16 protein-coding genes and 1 pseudogene are annotated in these 21,449 nt (G+C 42.2%); 1 reads left to right on the top strand and 16 read right to left on the bottom strand.

From position 1 onward, the window contains the following. Positions 1-593 precede the first annotated feature (593 nt). From BJJ97_RS12120 to wecA, 11 genes are all read right to left on the bottom strand, one after another. Positions 594-1,601, bottom strand: a complete 1,008-nt coding sequence (locus tag BJJ97_RS12120; protein ID WP_095994077.1) for an EpsG family protein — start codon at positions 1,599-1,601, stop codon at positions 594-596. After that, on the bottom strand, positions 1,598-2,512 hold the full coding sequence (locus BJJ97_RS12115; protein ID WP_095994076.1) for a glycosyltransferase family 2 protein: 915 nt from the start codon (positions 2,510-2,512) through the stop codon (positions 1,598-1,600). The genes BJJ97_RS12120 and BJJ97_RS12115 overlap by 4 nt, the downstream gene beginning before the upstream one ends. Before the next feature lies 1 nt (position 2,513). Continuing rightward, positions 2,514-3,749, bottom strand: a complete 1,236-nt coding sequence (locus BJJ97_RS12110; protein ID WP_095994075.1) for an oligosaccharide flippase family protein — start codon at positions 3,747-3,749, stop codon at positions 2,514-2,516. 321 nt (positions 3,750-4,070) lie between these two features. After that, a complete protein-coding gene (locus BJJ97_RS12105) occupies positions 4,071-5,168 on the bottom strand; it encodes a glycosyltransferase family 4 protein (RefSeq protein WP_095994074.1) in 1,098 nt (365 codons plus the stop codon). A 6-nt stretch (positions 5,169-5,174) separates the two neighbouring features. Next, positions 5,175-5,735, bottom strand: coding sequence for a dTDP-4-dehydrorhamnose 3,5-epimerase (gene rfbC / locus BJJ97_RS12100; RefSeq protein ID WP_095994073.1), 561 nt, complete (start codon positions 5,733-5,735; stop codon positions 5,175-5,177). Between the two features lie 9 nt (positions 5,736-5,744). Continuing rightward, on the bottom strand, positions 5,745-6,617 hold the full coding sequence (gene rfbD / locus BJJ97_RS12095) for a dTDP-4-dehydrorhamnose reductase (protein ID WP_095994072.1): 873 nt from the start codon (positions 6,615-6,617) through the stop codon (positions 5,745-5,747). 12 nt (positions 6,618-6,629) lie between these two features. After that, complete coding sequence (gene rfbA, locus BJJ97_RS12090) at positions 6,630-7,502, bottom strand: glucose-1-phosphate thymidylyltransferase RfbA (RefSeq protein ID WP_095994071.1); 873 nt, start codon at positions 7,500-7,502, stop codon at positions 6,630-6,632. 109 nt (positions 7,503-7,611) lie between these two features. Further along, entirely contained in the window at positions 7,612-9,777 is a 2,166-nt protein-coding gene (gene wzc, locus BJJ97_RS12085) for a tyrosine-protein kinase Wzc (protein WP_095994070.1), read from the bottom strand. 16 nt (positions 9,778-9,793) lie between these two features. Next, the gene (locus BJJ97_RS12080) at positions 9,794-10,228 is read right to left on the bottom strand and encodes an arsenate reductase/protein-tyrosine-phosphatase family protein (protein WP_095995359.1); all 435 of its coding nucleotides are present in this window, start codon (positions 10,226-10,228) and stop codon (positions 9,794-9,796) included. Between the two features lie 8 nt (positions 10,229-10,236). Continuing rightward, a complete protein-coding gene (locus tag BJJ97_RS12075; protein ID WP_095994069.1) occupies positions 10,237-11,373 on the bottom strand; it encodes a polysaccharide export protein in 1,137 nt (378 codons plus the stop codon). Positions 11,374-11,498: 125 nt separating this feature from the next. Next, the gene (wecA, locus tag BJJ97_RS12070) at positions 11,499-12,578 is read right to left on the bottom strand and encodes a UDP-N-acetylglucosamine--undecaprenyl-phosphate N-acetylglucosaminephosphotransferase (protein ID WP_095994068.1); all 1,080 of its coding nucleotides are present in this window, start codon (positions 12,576-12,578) and stop codon (positions 11,499-11,501) included. 749 nt (positions 12,579-13,327) lie between these two features. Between wecA and BJJ97_RS12065 the strand changes: the two genes are divergently transcribed. Continuing rightward, positions 13,328-14,914: a TerC family protein gene (locus BJJ97_RS12065; protein ID WP_095994067.1), complete on the top strand. Its 1,587-nt coding sequence runs from the start codon at positions 13,328-13,330 to the stop codon at positions 14,912-14,914. A gap of 83 nt (positions 14,915-14,997) precedes the next feature. Here the strand turns inward: BJJ97_RS12065 and dcuC are convergent, their stop codons facing one another. From dcuC to apbC, 5 genes and pseudogenes are all read right to left on the bottom strand, one after another. Continuing rightward, on the bottom strand, positions 14,998-16,350 hold the full coding sequence (gene dcuC / locus BJJ97_RS12060; RefSeq protein ID WP_095698919.1) for an anaerobic C4-dicarboxylate transporter DcuC: 1,353 nt from the start codon (positions 16,348-16,350) through the stop codon (positions 14,998-15,000). 456 nt (positions 16,351-16,806) lie between these two features. Next, positions 16,807-18,641 (bottom strand): annotated as a pseudogene (asmA, locus tag BJJ97_RS12055) (outer membrane assembly protein AsmA). A 63-nt stretch (positions 18,642-18,704) separates the two neighbouring features. Further along, a complete protein-coding gene (gene dcd / locus BJJ97_RS12050) occupies positions 18,705-19,286 on the bottom strand; it encodes a dCTP deaminase (RefSeq protein ID WP_039482649.1) in 582 nt (193 codons plus the stop codon). Between the two features lie 107 nt (positions 19,287-19,393). After that, positions 19,394-20,035, bottom strand: coding sequence for a uridine kinase (gene udk / locus BJJ97_RS12045; protein WP_010281304.1), 642 nt, complete (start codon positions 20,033-20,035; stop codon positions 19,394-19,396). A 187-nt stretch (positions 20,036-20,222) separates the two neighbouring features. Further along, positions 20,223-21,332: an iron-sulfur cluster carrier protein ApbC gene (gene apbC, locus BJJ97_RS12040; RefSeq protein ID WP_039482652.1), complete on the bottom strand. Its 1,110-nt coding sequence runs from the start codon at positions 21,330-21,332 to the stop codon at positions 20,223-20,225. Between the last annotated feature and the right edge of the window lie 117 nt (positions 21,333-21,449).

The raw sequence follows: 21,449 nt of genomic DNA, 5'->3' as shown, positions 1-21,449 counted from the left end.
CTGAAGATACTGGTTTGAGTTCCTGAAAGCGATCATGAACTCATGGGTGCCTGTGACATCTGTTAATTCTGGCAGAATAACTACAAAAGAGAGTATAACGTAATTCAAAAATCTCGGGAGCTTCCAAGATAGCGATGATTCTACATATGCTCATCCATTACGTTATACAATCGCTCAATTGCACTCAGATTCAGGCTTAAAATAATAAATAAATATATAAGCCCAACCCTTAATTAATTTGGGGTAGTAATGGCCGCACAGTCTAGTACTACATGGAGTATCTATAGCTAATCGGGGTAATATTTCATATATCAATGGAAGAAGATTATGCTACCTTCATTAATCTTGTTGACATCGTCAATAATCATACCGACAGTATCTCATATTTAGAACACTCAACATGTACAGACAAGTTAAAATTACCCTATTTTGACTTATTCTCACTTTCTCTTATGCCAAGGCGAGTGTCATGAAACCGTTGAGGTTCTGTATTCTTTTCGCCGGTAATAAATATCATCATGGTAGGTAGGCATAGTCTTAGTATCCCGTAAAATTAAGTACCTATGATGATCGCGGACAGATAGATTTATTATCTAAAAGATAAGGCTAAATCCACGCTCATGTATCGATAGCACAAGGAGATATGCAGGATATATATATACAATTAACAATAATAATATAAATACCATTTTTAACAACACGTAGGCTTCTGGTGTTTTTACTTTATACCAAAAGAACTTTAAGATATAAGGAAAAAAGAAAATCTCACCCCATAAGAAAAACCATTTCATTCGAAATGCAATATCACTAATTGATGAAAAAAGTGAAGATATAACACAACCAAATATATAAATAATACAACACGATCTCACATACTGTGGACATTCAACTCGCGTATATATAATGAACGCAACAATTGAAACTAAGATTTGCTTATAGGAATAACCACCTTCGTTATTATACGAAGAATAAACAGAAAGTTTCGATAAAACGAAGCCAGGTATAACATTTAAATTTTGCAAAAAATCTATGAATGAAAATATAGATGATGTGGTAATAATAAATATTAAAAACCCCAAACATATCATAAGGAATTTTTTACTAAACTCTCTTCCAAGAATAAAAACCATAGGAAGAAATATTAAAGATGCAATATGGAATAGAGAAGCAATAAAAACCCATAAAAGTGCTATTTTTTTATTACTAGCAGAATAACTGGCCGCAAGCATAAGAAATGAAATAGAGAGACCTTGCCTTATAGCAATAAGATCAAACATTATATAGATTGATGATATATATATAATTGCGCTTAGAAAAACATACTCTGAATATCTTATAATAACAGAGGATTTTATCATCAATGAAAAAATTGCTATTATTAGAACTAAGCCTTCAAAATTAACATTTATATTCTTTAAAAAAATATTTAACCATAAATATGCTGGCTCAATATCAATGTTTGATACGATACCTGAGTAATCATATATCTCTTTATAATTAAGATAATCAGGATCATGTCCTGCCCTTAATCCTGCAATAAGAGACAGTATTAAGAAAAATAACAAACATAATACTCTATAACTTACTATATTTTTTTTCATTTCAAATGCCGATTTTCAGAATATACTTTATTTTCAATTTTTTTTATAGCCTGCCAGTACTCTTTTTTCTCTTTAACAAGACTAAAAAGGATAATTCTTGAACTGGACTTTAAAACAGATAAAAATCTAATAATATGAATAATTAAAGAAGACTTATGTTTTGACATATAAATATTTTTACTAGCAAAGGACCGTTCTAATGTGCGCTCTTTATTTTTTTCAGAACCACCTTCTAAATGAATTATCTTGGCATTCGGAACATTTGCCACTAAATAATTATATCTAGTCAACCTATAAAAAAGATCGGTTTCTTCATAATAAAGAAAATAATCTTCATCAAATCCGTTAATCTCATCGAATTGTTTTTTTCTTATCATGCAATCTGCACCAGATACACTACCTCTGAATTGTATTGCTTTTCCAGAGAAGTTAAAAAAATAATTAAAGATTTTAATTTTATGCAAGAAATTAAAAAACAATTCATTTATTTCAAAAAGCACACCAGGGAAGAGTTTAGAATGTGATGTCATTGGTCTATGATTTATATCTACTAGATTCCCACCTACAGCAACAACATTTTTATTCTCAGGTAGATCTAAATAATCCGACAATATTTTTACAGCATTAGATATTAGTAAGGTATCTGTATTTAAGAGAAATAGATAGTCGCCACTCGCCCTCTTAGCACCGAGATTATTAGCTGAACCAAATCCTTTGTTTTCATTATTTTTTATACAAATAACTTTTGGAAATAACTTTTCCACTTGCACCAAAGTGTCGTCGATAGAATTATTATCAACTAGAATTACTTCAAATGTAATGCCCTGCGTTTTTTCATAGATGGATTTGATTGTCTGCAATGTTAATTCACAAGAATTATAACTTACTAATATTATAGATATTTTTTTCATATCAATACTTCTGATGTTTTTTATTGATTAACCTATGTGATAAAATCATTACTATCACCCCTGACATCTCGGCAAAAAACATACTAACTAAAGCACCTTTATAATTTAAAATAATTATCAATGGATAAAGTAACATTAGAAAAACAATTAATACCGCCATGTTAGATCTTGTTGTGATGAACTCTCTTCTTTGCGGGATGCTATACTGGGTATCTATAAAAACGGACACAGCAGTAACAGTAAAGCACAAAGAACACATCAAAACATCATTGAATGAAAAAGTATACTTTTCACCTGTTAGAATCGATAAAAACTCAAATCCCAAAAATAAAAATGCTACTGAAATAAATGATATTGAGATTAAAAAAAATCGATCATATTTTTTATGATATATTATTTCATTTCCTGAAACATAGCTATTAATAGCATCTGGTAACATGTATCTGCATAGGGTAGCAGGAAAGAGAGCAAGCATTGCAATTATTTGTTTTAATATATTTAATATGGCAAGATCTTTTCGATCAAGCAACATACTAAGTATCAACTGATCAATATATTGATAACCTAGTCCAATGAATGAATTGAAAAAGAAATGCCTCACACCGAAAAAGTGTTTTTTATATGATATAAAAGATGGTTTTTTGAAACAAATATCTTTAATTATATATAAAAAGCCAATAAGTATTGTGGCTGAGTAAGATACAGCAATGATGAATGAGTAAATCCCAATATCTTCATCTTTATTTATAAAGAAGAAAACAAAAAATAAAATCACAGATTTAACAACTAGCGTTCTATAAAAAATAGCTCTATATTTTTGTGTCGCATAATAATACCAGTCTACGTTAAGAAAAGAAAAAAAGAGAGGTATGTAAAACCACAAAGCTAGACTTAAATTTGCATTTGATATTTTGTAAAAAGTAAGAATCAATATAGAATATAAAACAACCCCCATAAAAGAAAAGAACAGTTGAATTAGTATATACTCACCACATTTATACCGAATTTCGTCAGGCTCATTTGCAAAAGAGAAAGTATACTCACGAATAAAATACTGAGTTAATACTGAACTTGAAATAGTGAATACTATTTGGTAAATAATATTAACCAACACATACTCACCATAATAATCTGGTGTAAAAGCTCTAAAAACGAATGGCAATGTCATTAACGGAAATAAAGCGTTTAAAATATTCAGGGAAAACGAATATCCTAGATTTCTTATGTTTATTTTCACAATATTTTCTCTAAATAACTCACAACACTATTGATTTACTTAAACTTTAGATAGGTTATTTAACGTATCAAATCGATTTCACCCCTTAGCATTCGCATAAAAAAACACCTATGGTTAATTACACCTCTATTTATATTAGACCAGTTGAGGGAATTTAATTACAATCAACACAAACCATAATCGCATTGAATACATTCAATTCTGTTAAAGGAAATAATAATTTCGGAGAGGTTGATTTGTAATATAGTACCAAGTAGTTTTATTCCCAGTGTAGTTTAAAATAAGTCATAAAAAAAACTTACTAATTCAGCTATAAAGATATTACTTCCAATTGATTTCCCTTAAGTTTTTCTCCAAATTATACTCTTGTTCTAAAAATTTTTTCCTTTCTTCCCGCTGACGCTCTGTATCAAGAGTTCCATCAATAATACACTGCATTACATGAGCCAGCTCATTATCGCAGCCTTTAATTATGGTTGAGAACTCGCCATTATTACTAACCTCTCTAACCCCGCCCACATCTGTAGCAACTATATAGCATCCCATATATGCAGCTTCTAGTAATGCTATAGAAAACCCTTCCCAACGAGAAGGTAAAAGAAAAACCCTTGAATTTTCATAAAGATTAAATAGATCTTCCCTACTCTTATTACCCAAAAACTCAAATCTATCTCGGTATGAATCATTTTCAAAAGAATCATCGATTGTTTGTAAAAATTTATTATCCACAGGTCCAACAAACTTTACCTTCCAATTTCTAAAATTTCTTATTTTTGAAATTGCATGGAGTATTATTTCATGATTTTTCTGAAATGCTCCAATTCTCCCAACGACTAAAAATACATTCTCTTTTTTAGAATTATTTTTAAAAAAAGACTCTGGAATTGTCTCCTTTGCAATACCATTTGGTAAATATATAATATTGCATCGCGGAAAAATATCATGTAGTTTTTTTCTAAGCTCTTCGCTCTCAACACTAACGATATTTGCAATCCGAAAAACCACCTCAATAAAAAAACGATATATGTATCTTGATATTTTTTTATCATGAAGTCTCTCAAGAGTTTCAATAGACATATCTAATTTAAGATAAGTTTTTATAAAAAAAACTCTCGAAAGAAAAATCAATATAAATGATTCATTTTTAAGATGATATACATTTAGATATTTAACATCATCTCTAAGCAAAACTATAATTAACTTTATTAAAAACCCCAAACGAGATGATGCAATTATTGGTGAAAGCTCAACAAAATTTTTATAATCATTGTTTATTATTTTATTTCTTTTTTTCGACCAGTAATATATTTTTGATGTTGAACCGAAAATTTTACTCATCGCTATAGGTATCATACCAACGTCTTTTGTTAAATGTACTGTCTCAAAATCTCTAAATACAGTTGCAAACTTCAGACTCATATAAGACTATCCTTTAACTTTAGCAACAATATTATCCAACGTTATTTCTGTGTTATTATCCTTATCCGATAAAATAGGAACATTTCCATTTAACGGCCATTGAATGTTTAGTTTTATATCATTCCACTTAAGGCAAACCTCATTCAAAGGACTATAATAATTCGTTGTTTTATAAACAAATTCAGCAGTATTAGATAGTACTAAAAACCCATGGGCAAACCCTTCAGGAATCCATAACTGACGTTTATTATCAGCAGAAAGAGTCACACCAACCCATTGACCAAAAGTTATTGAAGACTCACGAATATCAACAGCAACATCAAATACCTCACCATGGATACATCTAACTAATTTACCCTGCTCAACTGGTTTCTTTTGATAATGTAAACCACGCAATACATTTTTAACAGATTTAGAGTGATTATCTTGCAGAAAATCAACAGAGTAACCAATGGAATCTTCAAATTTTTTATTATTGAAACTTTCAAAGAAAAAACCACGTTCATCGCCAAATACCGTAGGTTCAATAATTTTCACATCAGATATTTTAGTATCAATAATTTTCATAGTAACTTCTCATTTGTACAGATTAATATTATTCAGAGACTCAATCCAATTGCTCGGTTGGATATCGAAAGTTTTATTTATTTTATTACAATCAAGCATTGAAAATTTGGGACGCTTCGCAGGTGTTGGATACTCTTCAGTACTCAATTGTTTAAGGACTGGTTTGTGTGGGAGTACATTATTTTCCACTGCTTTATCAAATATTTTTTCCGCGAAATCAAACCAAGTAACATAAGGCATACCACAGAAATGAAAAATGCCCCAATGTTCAAATTCTCCTTTATTAATCACTTTTGCAATAATAATCAATGCATCAGCGATATCCCCAGCATAAGTAGGACCACCATATTGGTCTGCTACAATGCCTAAAGAGCTGCGTTCCCTTCCTAAACGAAGCATCGTTTTAACAAAGTTGTTGCCATCCTCACAGAACACCCAAGCCGTTCTTAATATAATATGACGAGTACATGTTGTAGAAACAGCTAGTTCACCTGCATATTTACTTTTGCCATATATACTTTGTGGATCTACTACATCTGACTCAATATAAGGTTTAACGCTATTTCCGTTGAACACATAGTCCGTAGAGATATGTAATATCGCAGCCCCAGTTTCCTGTGCAGCTTCAGCTAAAAATTGTGGCCCATCACAATTAATTTTATTGGATAGATCAATTTGCTGCTCAGCTTTATCTACTGCTGTATGTGCTGCTGCATTAATAATAATATCTGGCTGAAATGAAGTCACAACATTAAAAACTGCGTTTCTATCGGTAATATCCAATCGATCACGATCTACAGCCAACAACTCCACTTGTCCATTTAATTTTTTAGTTAGACAAGTCCCAACTTGACCGTTTGCACCAGTAATCAGTATTTTCATTATTAAAACATCTCAACTAACGGGTTTAATCAGTGACATTAAATAGCGCCCATAATCATTTTTTAACATGGGTTCTGCATAATGAACCAGTTGCGAATCATCCAGCCAACCTTTATGCCAAGCAATCTCTTCAAGGCAAGCAACTTTTAATCCTTGAACATGTTCAATCGTTTCAACGAATGATGATGCTTCGTGTAAACTTTCGTGTGTTCCTGTATCTAACCATGCGAAACCACGGCCTAATAATTCGACATTCAAGCTATCATCATCGAGATACATTTGATTAAGTGCCGTTATTTCAAGCTCACCTCGTTCTGAAGGCTTTACTTGTTTAGCAAAATCAACCACACGATTGTCATAGAAATATAGGCCAGTCACAGCCCAACTTGATTTTGGCTGTAACGGTTTCTCTACAATAGACAAAACCTTATTATTTGAGTCAAAATCAACTACACCAAAACGCTCAGGATCCTTGACTCGATAACCAAAAACTGTAGCCCCGTATTCACGGCTAGCAGCTTGCTCTAATGTACGAGAAAAAGATTGACCATAGAAGATATTATCACCTAATACCAAACAGCATCGATCATTGCCAATAAATTCCTCACCAATAATGAACGCCTGAGCTAAACCATCTGGACTGGGCTGAATAGCATAACTTATATTAACTCCAAATTTCCCACCATCACCTAATAAACGTTGAAATGAAGAATTATCCTCTGGAGTTGTTATAATTAATATATCTCTTATTCCAGCAAGCATAAGTGTCGACAATGGATAGTAAACCATCGGTTTGTCATAAATAGGCAATAGTTGTTTAGAGACACCAAGTGTTATTGGATAAAGACGTGTTCCGGAACCACCGGCCAAGACGATACCTTTCATTATTAATCCTCATAGATAATAGGCTGAGTTTTCACTCAGCCTATTATTTCATCATTTAAATATAGCTCAATTTGAAAAATTTCTATTTTTATAATGTTATAAATATAAGTCAGGTGTCAGACTTATAGTCATATGTGTAATGATAGTTGCCATAACTGTAATAGCTAGTCGCACGTTTCATTATTGCGTTAAGAATGACTCCTTTAATTTCGGCACCGTTTTGTTCAAAACGACGTATACTAACCTCTATTTCTTTCAGAGTGTTCACTTCAAAACGCGCAACTAAGAGGGAAGTTCCAGCATTACGACTGATAATTGCAGCATCAGTTACTGCCAAAATTGGTGGAGTATCCAATAGAACAATATCATAATGCTTTGAAGCCCAGTCAATAAACAGAGAAAAACGGCTATGCATTAACAGCTCAGAAGGGTTTGGGGGGATTTGTCCACGAGCAATAAAATCCATGTTTTCTACTGCTGTTTTACGGACACTCTTTTCTGCTGCTATCTGCCCAGAAAGTATATCGGAAAGGCCATCTGTACCATGAGTGCCCATGAGTTCATGGGCATAACCTTTACGCATATCACAGTCGATAATTAATACGCGCTGCCCTGATTGGGCGATAACAGCACCAAGGTTCGCACTGATAAATGTTTTACCAATTGCAGGGCTAGCACCAGAAATCATCAGTACATTATTCTTAGCTTCCATCATTGCGAAATGTAGACTGGTACGCAGACTTCTAATCGCTTCAATGGCGAGATCCGCAGGATTACCCACAGCCAGAAGCTCAGTCGAGCGCGTATTACCTTTCTTGCCTTTTCCTAATAATGACCTATCTTTCTTCTGTTGCCATTCTGATAAAGGAACACTGGCATACACATTAATTCCTAACTCTTCAAGTTGCTCTGGGCTTTCAATTCCTTTATGCAACATGGTCTTTAATATAACAAATGCTGTTGAAATTACTGAACCGGCGATTATAGCCAATAATACAATAATTAATTTTTTCGGTTTTACAGGCTTAAGCTGGAGTGCTGCAGTATCAATAATACGAACATTACCGACCGTACTCGCTTTGTTAATGCTCAGTTCCTGCTGTTTATTTAGCAACTGCATGTAAACTTCTTGCCCTACGTTCACATCACGCGTTAAGCGTAAAATTTCCTGCTGAGTTTTTGGCATCCCGCCTACCCGTTTGTTGATTTTTTCTCGCTCTTCTTCCAGCGTTTTTCGTTTTTCCATCAACGCACGATAAGCAGGATGTTCTTTAGTATACAGCTTAGATATTTCCGCTTCTTTAAACGTTAGTTCATTAAGTTGAGACTCGACGGACACCATCGTATCCAAAACCGCTTTAGCTTCTAAAGACAAATCAACCGATTCATTCTTTTGCCGATAGTTGTTTAATTTATTATCCGCTTCATCAAGCGTCAGCCGTACGTTTGGAAGTTGCTCTTTAAGGAACTCCAGACTTTTCCCTGCTTCTTCTGATTTACGCTCGACATTTTGCTGTAGATAATTTTGGCTGATACTATTTAATACCTTATTAGTTAGCTCTGGATCTTCACCCTCATAACTGAGAGATAGGACCCCAGTATCTTTACCTTTATCTGCCACAACTAAATTATTCAATACATTATTAATCGCGGCAATAGTTTTTAATTTTCTAATATAAAAAACTGTACCTTTTTCAGCTTTAATATCGCTAACTAATAAAGAAAGGCCATTATGCTTTTCTATCTGTCCTACCTTCCCGTTAAATTTTACGACATCACCCGCTTCTATTGAGTAATTACTATCATCTATAACATAAAGATTAATGGCTTCATCCTGCCATGATTGAGGCACTTCTAACCTTGATACTGCGATTTTTCCAGATTCTTCGCCTATAAAACGAGAAAAACCCTTACCAAAAACGGGAAAATATTTTTGCTGCGCGATAATATCCAAAGAAAGATCGTTAACCGTCTTGCCAACTACCATGCGTGATTTAATCAACTCAATTTCAGCAGCCGATTCTGGTTTCGCATCAGGTAACACGCTGGAAATATCTTTCAGCAAAGAATTACCGGAACTTTGTTCCACCTGAATGAGTGCGTCTGCTTTATAAATCGGCGTAGCAAAGCTTGCATAAAGAATACCAAGAATGGTGAAAACTGCAGTAACACCAATAATTAACCAACGATTATCCAGCAATGTTCCCAACAAACGTCCTAAATCAATCTCATCCGTATTCGTTTCGGATGCTTTTACTGAAATTTTCTCTGCCATGGGGTTCCCTGACTTATTAACGGCTTAATACCTGCGCCCATTTCTGCGCTGACTGTTCAAGTTGTAAATAGACGAATTCAAAGGCTTCACGGCTTTTACGATATGGATCAGCAATTTCTTGCTGGTTTATCCAATGCCCATAAAGCATGGTTTTACCACGAACCTCAGGCACAATACGGCACACTCCATCAATATGCTCCTTCTCCATAACCAGAATGAGATCATATTGGCGGCATAGCGCTGAATTCAGTTGCTGCGCCTCATGCCCATCCAGAGAAAGATTATGCTGCTTTGCGACATTAGTGGCTGTCTCATCCGCAGGTTTTCCTACCAGAGCCCCCAACCCTGCTGATGCTATTTTCTTTGTAGGCAATACCTGTTTCAACAAACGCTCCCCTGTTGGGGAGCGGCAGATATTTCCTACGCAAACTACAAGTATTGAATCAAACATAATTATCTCTATGGCCAAGTGCGAACACGCAAGCTACCTTCACTAAGATCATTAAAGGCTGAGATAGTTGGTGCAAGCTGTGAAATCAAACGGTTCCAACGAGCAATCGGCGCAGTGGTAACATAAACGACATCATAAGGCTGTAATTGGAACTCAGCACCCATGACGAGGGAAGTTGCATCGGCGGCATTAAGTTGATAAATATTCGCTAACTTTGGTCCCTGAGTTCCTCGAAGAGGACGAATAACAAACACGCCTGTTGCATCAGCCAACGTTTGATCTATCCCTTCAGCATTACCAAGCGCTTCGGTTAGTGTCATACCGCTTCGGTCCATTTTAAGCGTGGTTTGCTTTTTAACCTCGCCCATAACAAACACTTTCAAGTCGTCATTACGTGGAATATAGAGAATGTCACCAGGGTAGAGCAGAGTATTCTGAGATAGGTCACCGTTTTGCATCAGCGCCTGAAGAGAAATGCGTTTTTCCTGACCGTTATGGGTTAAAATAATATTGCGCCAGTCTGCATTTTCGCTTAACCCACCCGCCTTGTTAATTGCGTCTAGGATAGTTAACGGCACGTTAGTAATAGATTGTTCACCAGAGGTTTTCACCTCCCCCGTAACATAAGCTTTCTGGGAACGGAAAGCCGCTATACTGACATCAACCTGCGGAGATTCGATATAGGTAGCCAAGCGGGATGTAACTTCTTCACGAACCTCAGTTACCGTTTTACCCGCAACTTTTACCTTACCAATATAGGGGTAGAAGATTGTGCCGTCGGAGTGCACCCAGTTACCTGTATCAGCCGCAGTACGATATGTACCCGCAGGTGTTGTCAACTCAGGGTGATCCCACACGGTAACCATGATGACATCGCCAATACCAATGCGGTATTCATACTGCTGTAGTTCACGTTCCAACGCAGGGTTGGTTTGCGCAATCAATGGCTTCGGCCGCATTTTATCCACTAAATAAGGTGTTAGTGGATAAACATTAACTAATTTATCAATATTAAAATCAGCATCTTGCTGCTCGACTACCTCTTTACCACTCGTAGAAAGATGGCTACCGGGAATTAGGGTACAGCCGCTCAGAAAAGCTACAGACACCACCATTGCCATCAATTTCAATTTGTGCTTTATCATCCTGTTTATGCCATCGCTTATGATTAAATGTCGCGCAAATCCCTACAAAATAACTCGTTATTATAGAGGATTTTTATTCGAATAAACCCGCAGAGTGGGACGTAAAAAACAGCTAATTCATTGCATTAGCGCCGTTGCTCCATTTTCTCCGCAACAGCAACATGTCTATGGCTACTACGCCGAAACCACGTCAGTAGACGCCATATTCGGGTAATTGACCAAAAATAGCCAACAAAAATCACCAGAAATGCGCTCAGCATTATGGGTTCCATCACACCGCTAAGCTCACCAATAATACCCACTGCGGCAAGAAACAAAGCCGCCAAAACAATTGCGAGCAAAGATTGTCGAGAGCTCAATCCTGCACGCATCAAAATATGATGTAAATGCTCACGATCGGGTTTGAAGGGGCTATCACCTCTGCGAATACGGCGCACCATGATCGTCACCATATCCATTAAAGGAACAGCGATCAGCCACAATGCCGTTACTGGGCGGATTATCGCCTCTTTGCCTTGCGTTGCGAGCACTAGCAGCCAGATAACGGTAAAGCCGATGAGCGTGCTTCCGGCATCTCCCATGAATACTTTAAACTTCAGTCCCCACGGAACACCAAGATTCAATAGGATATAAGGCAGTGTCGCAGCTAGCAGGCAGAGACTCCATTGTGCTAATTCATGGCGCCCACCAAGGTAAAAAACAACAGCTAGCGCACCAAACGTAACGCAAGAAAGCGCCCCGAGTAAGCCATCAATACCATCAACCATGTTGAAAGCATTAATCGCGCCCCATACCGCAAATAGAGTAACGGTGTAACCAAAGATCCCCAGAAACAGCTCATAGCCGAACAACACATGACCAAGGCTGATAAGGTATAAACCAGAATACATCATCAAACCTGCGACAAGTGCTTGTAAGCCAACACGCGGAAGCACAGGAAGATCAAAACGATCATCTAAAACACCTACTACGAGCAATGCCGTCGCACAAACCATGTAAAGAGAGAAGTCGGGGAGCCATGCAGGATCAAAAATATACATAACCCACAGGGCCATATAGATAGAAACACCGCCAACAAGTGGAATATGACCACGGTGTCTCTTGCGCTCATTAGGTTTGTCCACCAGCCCGACTTTTATTGCTACTTTTCTTGCCAGAAACAACGCAATAAACGCACTCAGGAAAACCACCATGAATTCTTGCATTTTTGCACCATCATCAACCCGTTATGTGAATGTTTTGCATCAGACACGCTACCGCCCTTGGCTTATAGCAACCAATGCGCTGTCAAACAACGTACGGAACACCATCCTGTGGCTACATACCCAGATCCGTAAGCCTTCTGCTTTTGTGTAAATACTTCATAGATTCGCTAGCCAACTGACATTGCTAACAAAATATTACTCATCAATATGTTTATTTATAAAAATATAACCAAGTCGACAAAGCCAATTTTTCACCCCAATAGTATTGACGACGAAGCGAAGAGCACAAGGAGAAGATCTTCCAAGACGAGCTTTTCAGAATAAGACTACGCACTTCGCTTTACCCAATACGCCAGCAGCCTGAAAGCCATCTTTGCTGGAAGTGGTAAGCTGCGAATAAAAAATCATAGCAAAAATTTAAGCCTCCCTGTCGTAAAAATCCTGTTAAATCGGCACGCTATTCTATGCGTTGTCTACCAACACTATCAAATACTAACGCGCGCTATCCCGCTCATAATTCTGAAAATCTTGCCTATCGATGCTTTTTCACGCGGTTTTCAGCAACGCATCAACAACATTCGGGAATGACCGACTGCCGCGTAAAATCGGGATAAACTATGGGTAAACAGGCTATCTACAGACGTATTAGCCTAGTCAAAAACAAAGAATATCCCTGCAAATTCTGGTTCATCTGTGCCTGCCCTGATACGCTATCGAGGTTATGTTCATTTAAAGGTGAAAAAAGAGATATGGAGTGGATCGCTGATCCAACGATATGGGCCGGGTTGACCACGCTGGTTGTCCTGGAACTGGTTCTGGGCATTGATAATCTTATCTTCATTGCCATTCTGGCTGAGAAACTACCAAAAGAACAACGCGATAAAGCCAGAGTCGTCGGTCTGTTACTTGCCCTGATTATGCGCCTGGGCCTGTTGGCGTCTATTTCGTGGCTGGTGTCTTTGACTACCCCCCTCTTCACGTTCCTTGGGCACACATTCAGCGCTCGCGATGTCATCATGCTGGTTGGAGGGCTGTTTCTACTCTTTAAAGCCACCATGGAACTCAACGAACGTCTCGAAGGAAAAGATGAGGAGCAGCAAGCCCAACGTAAAGGTGCCCGTTTCTGGCCGGTAGTGGCACAAATTGTGGTACTGGACGCCATATTCTCATTGGACTCCGTGATTACCGCCGTCGGCATGACCGATCACCTGCTGGTCATGATGTCCGCCGTGACCATCGCTATTTTCCTGATGCTGCTGGCCAGCAAGCCACTGACCCGTTTTGTCGCTGAACACCCGACCATCGTTATCCTGTGTCTCAGCTTCCTGCTGATGATTGGTTTCAGTTTGGTCGCAGACGCCTTTGGTTATCACATCCCTAAAGGCTACCTTTACGCCGCGATAGGTTTCTCGGTGATGATTGAGATGTTGAATCAGGTCTCCCTATTCAACCGTCGGCGCTTTCTTTCTTCCTCGGTTCCACTACGCCAGCGCACCGCGGAAGTGGTTTTGCGTATCTTGCGCGGTAACCATGAAGAAGCAGAACTGGACAATCAAACCTCATCGATGATTGCAGACAACACCCGGGCAGGTCAGGAAGTCTTCAATATTCAGGAACGCCGGATGATAAAGCGGGTATTGGGGCTGGCACAGCGAACCATCAGCAGTATTATGACGTCGCGGCATGACATCGACTCGGTTGAGCTGGATATTACACAGGATGCGCTCGCTAAACTGTTAACGACCAACCAGCATTCCAGACTGGTGGTAACCGACAGTAATACCTCCGATGAACCGTTGGGTATCGTACATGTTGCCGATTTACTCCAGCAGCAGCTAAACCGCGAGCCATTCAATCCACGTATTCTGATTCGTCAGCCGCTGGTCTTTCCCGAACAGCTTTCACTTTTACAGGCTTTGGAACAGTTTAGAGAAGCGCGAACGCACTTTGCGTTTGTCGTTGATGAATTCGGTTCGATGGAAGGAATAGTTACATTAAGCGACGTGATGGAAACCATTGCCGGCAACCTGCCGCGCGAAGGGGAAGATCGTGATGCGCGCCACAGCATTCAGCAGAATGACGACGGCAGTTGGACCGTAAATGGCTATATTCCGCTGGAAGACTTAACGATGTATGTTCCGCTGACGCTGGATGAAAAGCGCGAATACTACACGTTGGCAGGGTTGTTGATGGAGCACGCGCAGCGGGTTCCACAGGTGGGCGATACATTATCAATTGATAGCTATCAGTTCACTATCCTGGCGGTGGAGAGCCATCGTATCGTGGAAGTCCGCATCACACCGAACAACGAGCCACAGACTGATTTTGAAGTGTGATAGCGGTGCCTTAGGCTATGCTCAGCACCGCATTCATCTCTACAGCCCCTTTCCGTTCAATAGGGGCTGTTTTCTGTGATCTATCAGGCAGGCACCATAATTTCTGTAGCAACCACCACCACAATCAGCCCAACCAAAACCGGAACTGATGTGCGCTTAACCACCTCAAACGGCGATATTTTCGCCATCCCGGCGACCGCAACGACTACACCGGATACTGGAGAAATGGTACGGCCCAAGTTGGAAGCCTGAAGCATAGGAATAGCCAGATAGGCAGGGTTGATACCCATTTGCGACGCCAGCTTTGGAATCAGCTCAACAAACGCATAGAACGGCGCATTACCCGAGCCTGTTGTCATCGCAGCCAACATCGTGATCGCGACCAGTACCAGCATAATCACCAACCCGCCGCTGCCGAATGACTGCGCAAGACCAATCAGGCCGCTGATAAAGCCAATAGTGCCAAGACCCTGAGCAAAGACACCGGCTGCAACCAACAGGATGACGACGCTAGAGAAGGCATCGGCCATCCCACGGTAAGCCACATCCAACCCATCAAACACTTTTTTCGCACTGAACGAACGGACAAATTCCAGCACTGCGGCCAGCACCATACAGATAACCAGTACGGTGATAATGTGGAGTTCCGGCCCCCATTTACCATCAAACACGAGTACACCCATGATCGGCGTAAACGGCAGAATGGCATAAAAACGCGGAGCATCCGTCGTGATCTCGCTGACGTCCAGAATCTCATGGCTGACATTCGCTTTGTTATCCAGATAGCGCTGCCAGAAGAAATGCGCGACGGCCATGCACACGATCGCCATGATAGAAATAGGCAGCGTGGCTTTAAAGGCAAAATCCACTAATTTCATCTGCGATGCCTGTGCAGCAAGCACCACATCACCCGAGGTCGGCGACAGGATCAGCGCCACAGGGGAGGCACAAATTGCAGCAGCGGCACCGCGGCTAATACCGACGTTCACCATGACGGGGAACAGCGTTGCCATCAACAGCACACCTAATCCCGTGGCCGATGACACCGCCAACGACATCAGACAGGCGACAAAATAGGCCGCAATCATCAGTAAGTAAGGCGAGTTAATCATTTTCAGCGGACGAGAAACCAGCTTCACGACGACATCATTAGCACCGATATGCGTCATATAAGCCGCAAATCCACACAGCACCATAATCATCATGCCGAGATCGCCACCGCGGCTCATCAGCAAAATTTTTACGTATTCAACAATATCCGTTGCGCTCCAGCCCGTCGCCTTCGCGCTGGCTGGTAATACGTTTTTCCCCAGCATGGCACTGACTGCCAAAAGTAAGAGGCCCCCTACCAGCAACACGCCCGTTGCGGAGTAACCTTTTATAATGTAACGACCAACCAGAATCGTTACAGCAACACCAATCAAAAGTTCGAGCATAGTGGGTTTCGATACCTGAGTAATAAATTATCTGACAGAAATTCCCCGGCAGCGGAATAGTCCCGCACCGAAAACAGGGAGCGAAGTTTACTGCTTTAGAAAATAAAAAAAGAGAAAAATATTAACATTCGGCGTTAAAAAAGAGACACCGAGCACATAGCCAGTCTGGAGGAGGATGACAAACAGAGGAAAATGTTAGCGAGAAGCTGCCGGTTTGCTGACAGGAATCAGCAAACCGACTATACCCGTCATACTTCAAGTTGCATGTGCGTTGGCTGCGTTACTCACCCGAATCACTTACCTGAGTAAGCTCATCGGGATGAAATGAGAGACATCCTGTCTCTCACAGGAGGCCAGCCGTTGGCTAGTCAAATTCGTTCCCGACGAATTTGTCCTTACCTTGCCGCCTTCCTGAAACTCGAATTCTTTAGGGTATAAATCGGCGTATTTAGAAAATTAAAGGCGATCGAGGAGTTGCTTCAGGTCCTTACCCTTCTGACTTTGCTGATTTTGGCTGGACCAGTCATTCAGGCGTTTCTTCAGCTCGTCCTGCAGGCGTTTACGCAGCAGCTGATCTACCTGTAATTGGTAATTCAATTTATCCCACTCACCATAGACGCGTAAGGGGATTGCCGTGTTTTTCAATACGCTGACCAGTTGCTCATCTCCCTGCCACCCTTGCGTGATAGAGACATTCAAATTGACGTCACACGTCTGGGCTGGCAAATCGAATTGTCCAACACCACTAAGCGACAGAAGCTCTGAGCGGCCAGTGAGATCGGTAAGACGTAACTTACCCGCATTCAGTTGTACTTTCCCGGTCAGCTGTTGCAGCTCAGTGTAACGCTCGTAGCGCTCTTGTCCTCGCACATTTCCGTTGCTACGCGCCACGGCCATCTGCACCATTTGCTGGATATTCAAACCCTGCACGCGGACATTATCGGCTTGCAGTGTCGCCGTTCCCTGCCACTGCTGGAGCAACGCAGGTAGCGCAAAGCTATTGCCGCTGAACTGTCCTGCCATCGACAATTTCCCACTGACCGTCTCGGCAGGCAGCGCAAATGCGGACATCAACTGAGATAACTCAACATCCTTGAGGTCTGGCCGTAATGTGATGTTGGTTGATGACTTCGTCACAACTTTACCGGGCAATGAGAAATGTCCACCACCCAGTTCACCACTCAAGGTCGCCACATCCAGCAGCCCTGGCTGATTGTCTGCCCGTAGCATAAATTGGCGGACATCAAGTCCACGGTAGATCAGCGTCGCGGCCTGTAGCGACAGACGCGCAGTGAATGTCTGTAAGCTGTCTTCTGGCTTGGCTAACCCGCTTTCATTTGAAATCACAGGGGCTGATGATTTAGCTGGCACGACAGCGGCATTGTTCTCTTTTACCGACGCGATCCCCAGTAGGGAATCCAAATCCAACTTCTCAGACAACAGATCCAATTCGTAATGGGGGATATCCCCAGCGTGACACTACCGGCACCCGACAGTTGGCTGTTATTGGTATTGAGTGAAAGCTGGCTAAACGTGATTTTTTCAGGCTGCTGTTGATAACTTGCCTGGACACTCCCCGTTCCACTGATACCGTTTGCCGGTATTCCTGCCCCCTGAAGCTGGTAATCCAGTTTGGTAATATTGGCATTGACCTGCTGTGGGAAATGCAGCAAATCGACATCTGCAGCAAGAGAGAAGGCAATATCGCGCTGATCGCGATTGATGCGGCTTGATAATTCGATGCTAACCTGACGGTCGCCGTTCTGCTCCATCGCAAGATTAATATCGCGCACGTTAATCTGTTCATTATTGCTGCGTTGCAGAATCAACAGGCTATCGGCGACTTTTATCTTATCAATATCCAGCCGCCAGTGCCGTTCTTCGGATGGGGCCTGCGATCCCGTCGGGGCGATGGGCGCATTGTTGGCCTGTTTGGCTTCACTTTCCGGCGTCAGGCGAATAATGGCACCTTTCAGCATCACCTGTTTGACCGCCAGTTTGTGAGACAGCAGCGGCCACAGTTGCACATCAAGACGCATGTTCTCAGCGCTGACGATAGGCGCGCTGGAACCCGGTGCGCTTAACGACATCCCACCGGATAATATGCTCAGCTGCGGCCACACATGCCAGCGCAGATCGCCATCCAATTGAAGGCGATAGCCGCTGCGTTCCTCAACCTGCTTCACCATGTAGGCGCGGAAGTCATTGGGATTAACCAGGACGACCAAGGCCGTCATTCCTGCCACAACCACCACAAGCAGAATTGCCAGCGTCGTCAGAAATCTTCTCATGCCATCCTCATTGCGAAACGCACGGCCACCTGCTTTTTACCTTACAGGCCTGTCGCCAGACGCTTAGTCTTTATCGATCCGGCTCGCGACCGCACCCTGTTGGTCTTTATATTTGGCATCCTGACGGCGGTTGTAAGGACGAGCAGCCGGCCCGGAAAGCGGTTCAAAACTCAGAGCGCCAATCATCATGCCGGGGCGTAACGCCAACGGCAACTTACCTGAATTATAGAACTCCAGCACAATTCTTCCTTGCCAACCTGGATCGATGCGGTGTGCGGTGACATGAACCATCAATCCTAGACGCGCTAGCGAAGAACGGCCATCCAACCAGCCAACTAAATTATCAGGTAGCGTGACTGACTCCAGCGTCACTGCCAACGCTAATTCTCCCGGATGCAGGAAAAATGCCTCGCCTTCCGGCAAATTGATTTCATCACTCATGACGCGATCCAACGCCGCGCTGACTTCATCTTTCGGGCCGCTTAAGTCAATGAAAGCCGCAGTGTGTCCGCGGAAGACGCGAAACTGATTTCCCAAACGAACATCAACAGTCGCACCACTGATTCTCTCAGTAGGCGGACGGGGCGTAATCACCAGTCGGCCATCATCCAGCCAGGCTTCAATGTCACGGTCACACAGTCTCATCTTATTCTCCATTCGACGCCGGTATCTATCAGATAAACCTCATCTACCCATCATGCTGCACGTTGCCTCCGCGTTAGCTCTGCAACGCGAATTATTTAGGGTATCGACTACTCAAAAAACTGGCTTATCTTGGCTTTCAAAATATCAATCGCAATACGGTTTTTCCCGCCGCGCGGCACAATAATGTCGGCATACTGCTTAGAGGGCTCGATAAATTGCAGGAACATCGGGCGCACGGTCTTCTGATACTGTTCCATCACGGAATCCATTGAACGCCCGCGCTCATTAACGTCGCGACGCATACGGCGCAGCAGGCAAATATCCAGCGGTGTATCGACAAAAATAGAGAAATTCATCTCACTGCGCAGGCGCGCATCCGTCAGCAGCAGGATGCCTTCCAGGATAATGACCTTTTTCAGCTCGATATGCACGGTTTCCTGCTTGCGGGTGTGCTCGACATAGCTGTACTGCGGGACTTCGATCGCCTGACCCGCTTTCAGCATCTGCAAATGCTTGAGTAGCAGACTATGATCCATCGAGCTCGGGTGGTCATAGTTAGTTTTTACCCGCTCTTCCATCGTCAGGTGGCTTTGATCTTTATAATAACTGTCTTCAGATATCACCCCGATATGCTGATCACCAACCTGATCGCGCAATTCTCGATACAAGGTGCTGGAAATAAGACTTTTACCCGAAGCGGATGCTCCTGAGATCCCGATGATGACGCACTGATGAGACTGATCAGTCATGGTATTAACGACCTGATTAACATAAATAAAAGAGAGGGGAATGCGCCAACGGGCGCTTTGACGCGGCAATTATAGGGAGTTACCCCCTTCACGCCACCCTTATCCGCGTATTGCGCACGAGGGAAATCGCATGCTGGCGCAGGATCAAGCCGGGACAGAGCCCGGCTTATTACTCTCTGGTGGAGCGTTACAGCGCCCGGAAAGAAATTTCGCTGGGAATCGTGTCACCCTGCCAGTAGAGCTGAGCGGCAACCTGCCCCGCCAGTTCGCGGTACAGAGAAGTGAATTCGCTGTCCGGCTGGCTGACTACCGTCGGTTCGCCACGGTCAAGGTCTTCACGCAGGGAGATATGCAATGGAAGCTGACCTAACAGGGAACAGTGGTACTTTTCCGCCAGCTTCTGCGCACCACCCGTGCCGAAGATCGGCTCCAGATGACCACAGTTACTACAGATGTGTACGCTCATATTCTCTACGATGCCCAGTACTGGCACGCTGACTTTTTCAAACATCGCAATGCCCTTCATGGCATCCATTAGCGCGATATCCTGTGGCGTCGTCACGACGACTGCACCAGTGACAGGAATGCTCTGCGCCAGCGTCAGTTGAATATCACCCGTACCCGGCGGCATATCTAATACCAGATAGTCCAGGTCCGGCCAGAGTGTATCCTGCAGCAGTTGCAATAACGCTTTGCTGGCCATCGGCCCACGCCATACCATGGCGTTATCGTCCGTCACCAGATAACCAATCGAGTTGGTTGCCAGGCCGTGCGCGATAATCGGTGCCATATGTTGACCGTCCGGCGAGGTTGGGCGCTCACTGGCCGACCCCAGCATGGTCGGAATGGAAGGACCGTAGATATCAGCATCCAGAATGCCCACATTCGCACCTTCAGCCGCCAGTGCCAGCGCCATATTGACTGCCGTACTCGATTTGCCGACTCCGCCTTTGCCGGAACTGACGGCAATGATGTTTTTCACGCCCTTCACGCCAGCCTGATCGTTAACCCGACGCAGCGTCGCGATATCGTGCGTTAAACGCCACTCGACCGCCTTTGCGCCTGATAAACGTAATAACTCATCGCTAACCGTTTCCTTTAAGACAGCCAAACCGCTCAGCCAGACAAACGGCATCGTCAGATCGATATGCAACACGTTGTCCAGCAGCGCACAGTGGCGCAGCGCATTCAATGTCGTCAGGTTATTTTTCAGTGTCGGGTGCTGAAAAGTAGATAAAACCCCGGTGACCATCGCACGCAGTGCTTCAGGACGTTGTTCGGGGACTGTCGCGTTCATTCCGGCTCCTTGAAATTCTCATATTTGACCGTTGAGACCGTGTACAGCATACCAGAGCCATAACCGTCTGACGCCCTTCGGCGTCAAAAACGTGGAAACGCCACGCAAATTAAAATC

The sequence above is a fragment of the Pectobacterium polaris genome (genome assembly GCF_002307355.1).
Classification (GTDB): domain Bacteria; phylum Pseudomonadota; class Gammaproteobacteria; order Enterobacterales; family Enterobacteriaceae; genus Pectobacterium; species Pectobacterium polare.
This window is presented reverse-complemented; position numbering and strand designations above follow the sequence as displayed.

Bases quoted from the DNA above. Each gene is read 5' to 3' on its own strand.
- BJJ97_RS12120 (WP_095994077.1), bottom strand. From the start codon at position 1,601: ATGAAAAAAAATATAGTAAGTTATAGAGTATTATGTTTGTTATTTTTC.
- BJJ97_RS12115 (WP_095994076.1), bottom strand. From the start codon at position 2,512: ATGAAAAAAATATCTATAATATTAGTAAGTTATAATTCTTGTGAATTA.
- BJJ97_RS12105 (WP_095994074.1), bottom strand. From the start codon at position 5,168: ATGAGTCTGAAGTTTGCAACTGTATTTAGAGATTTTGAGACAGTACAT.
- rfbC (WP_095994073.1), bottom strand. From the start codon at position 5,735: ATGAAAATTATTGATACTAAAATATCTGATGTGAAAATTATTGAACCT.
- rfbD (WP_095994072.1), bottom strand. From the start codon at position 6,617: ATGAAAATACTGATTACTGGTGCAAACGGTCAAGTTGGGACTTGTCTA.
- rfbA (WP_095994071.1), bottom strand. From the start codon at position 7,502: ATGAAAGGTATCGTCTTGGCCGGTGGTTCCGGAACACGTCTTTATCCA.
- wzc (WP_095994070.1), bottom strand. From the start codon at position 9,777: ATGGCAGAGAAAATTTCAGTAAAAGCATCCGAAACGAATACGGATGAG.
- BJJ97_RS12080 (WP_095995359.1), bottom strand. From the start codon at position 10,228: ATGTTTGATTCAATACTTGTAGTTTGCGTAGGAAATATCTGCCGCTCC.
- BJJ97_RS12075 (WP_095994069.1), bottom strand. From the start codon at position 11,373: ATGATAAAGCACAAATTGAAATTGATGGCAATGGTGGTGTCTGTAGCT.
- wecA (WP_095994068.1), bottom strand. From the start codon at position 12,578: ATGCAAGAATTCATGGTGGTTTTCCTGAGTGCGTTTATTGCGTTGTTT.
- BJJ97_RS12065 (WP_095994067.1), top strand. From the start codon at position 13,328: ATGGAGTGGATCGCTGATCCAACGATATGGGCCGGGTTGACCACGCTG.
- dcuC (WP_095698919.1), bottom strand. From the start codon at position 16,350: ATGCTCGAACTTTTGATTGGTGTTGCTGTAACGATTCTGGTTGGTCGT.
- dcd (WP_039482649.1), bottom strand. From the start codon at position 19,286: ATGAGACTGTGTGACCGTGACATTGAAGCCTGGCTGGATGATGGCCGA.
- udk (WP_010281304.1), bottom strand. From the start codon at position 20,035: ATGACTGATCAGTCTCATCAGTGCGTCATCATCGGGATCTCAGGAGCA.
- apbC (WP_039482652.1), bottom strand. From the start codon at position 21,332: ATGAACGCGACAGTCCCCGAACAACGTCCTGAAGCACTGCGTGCGATG.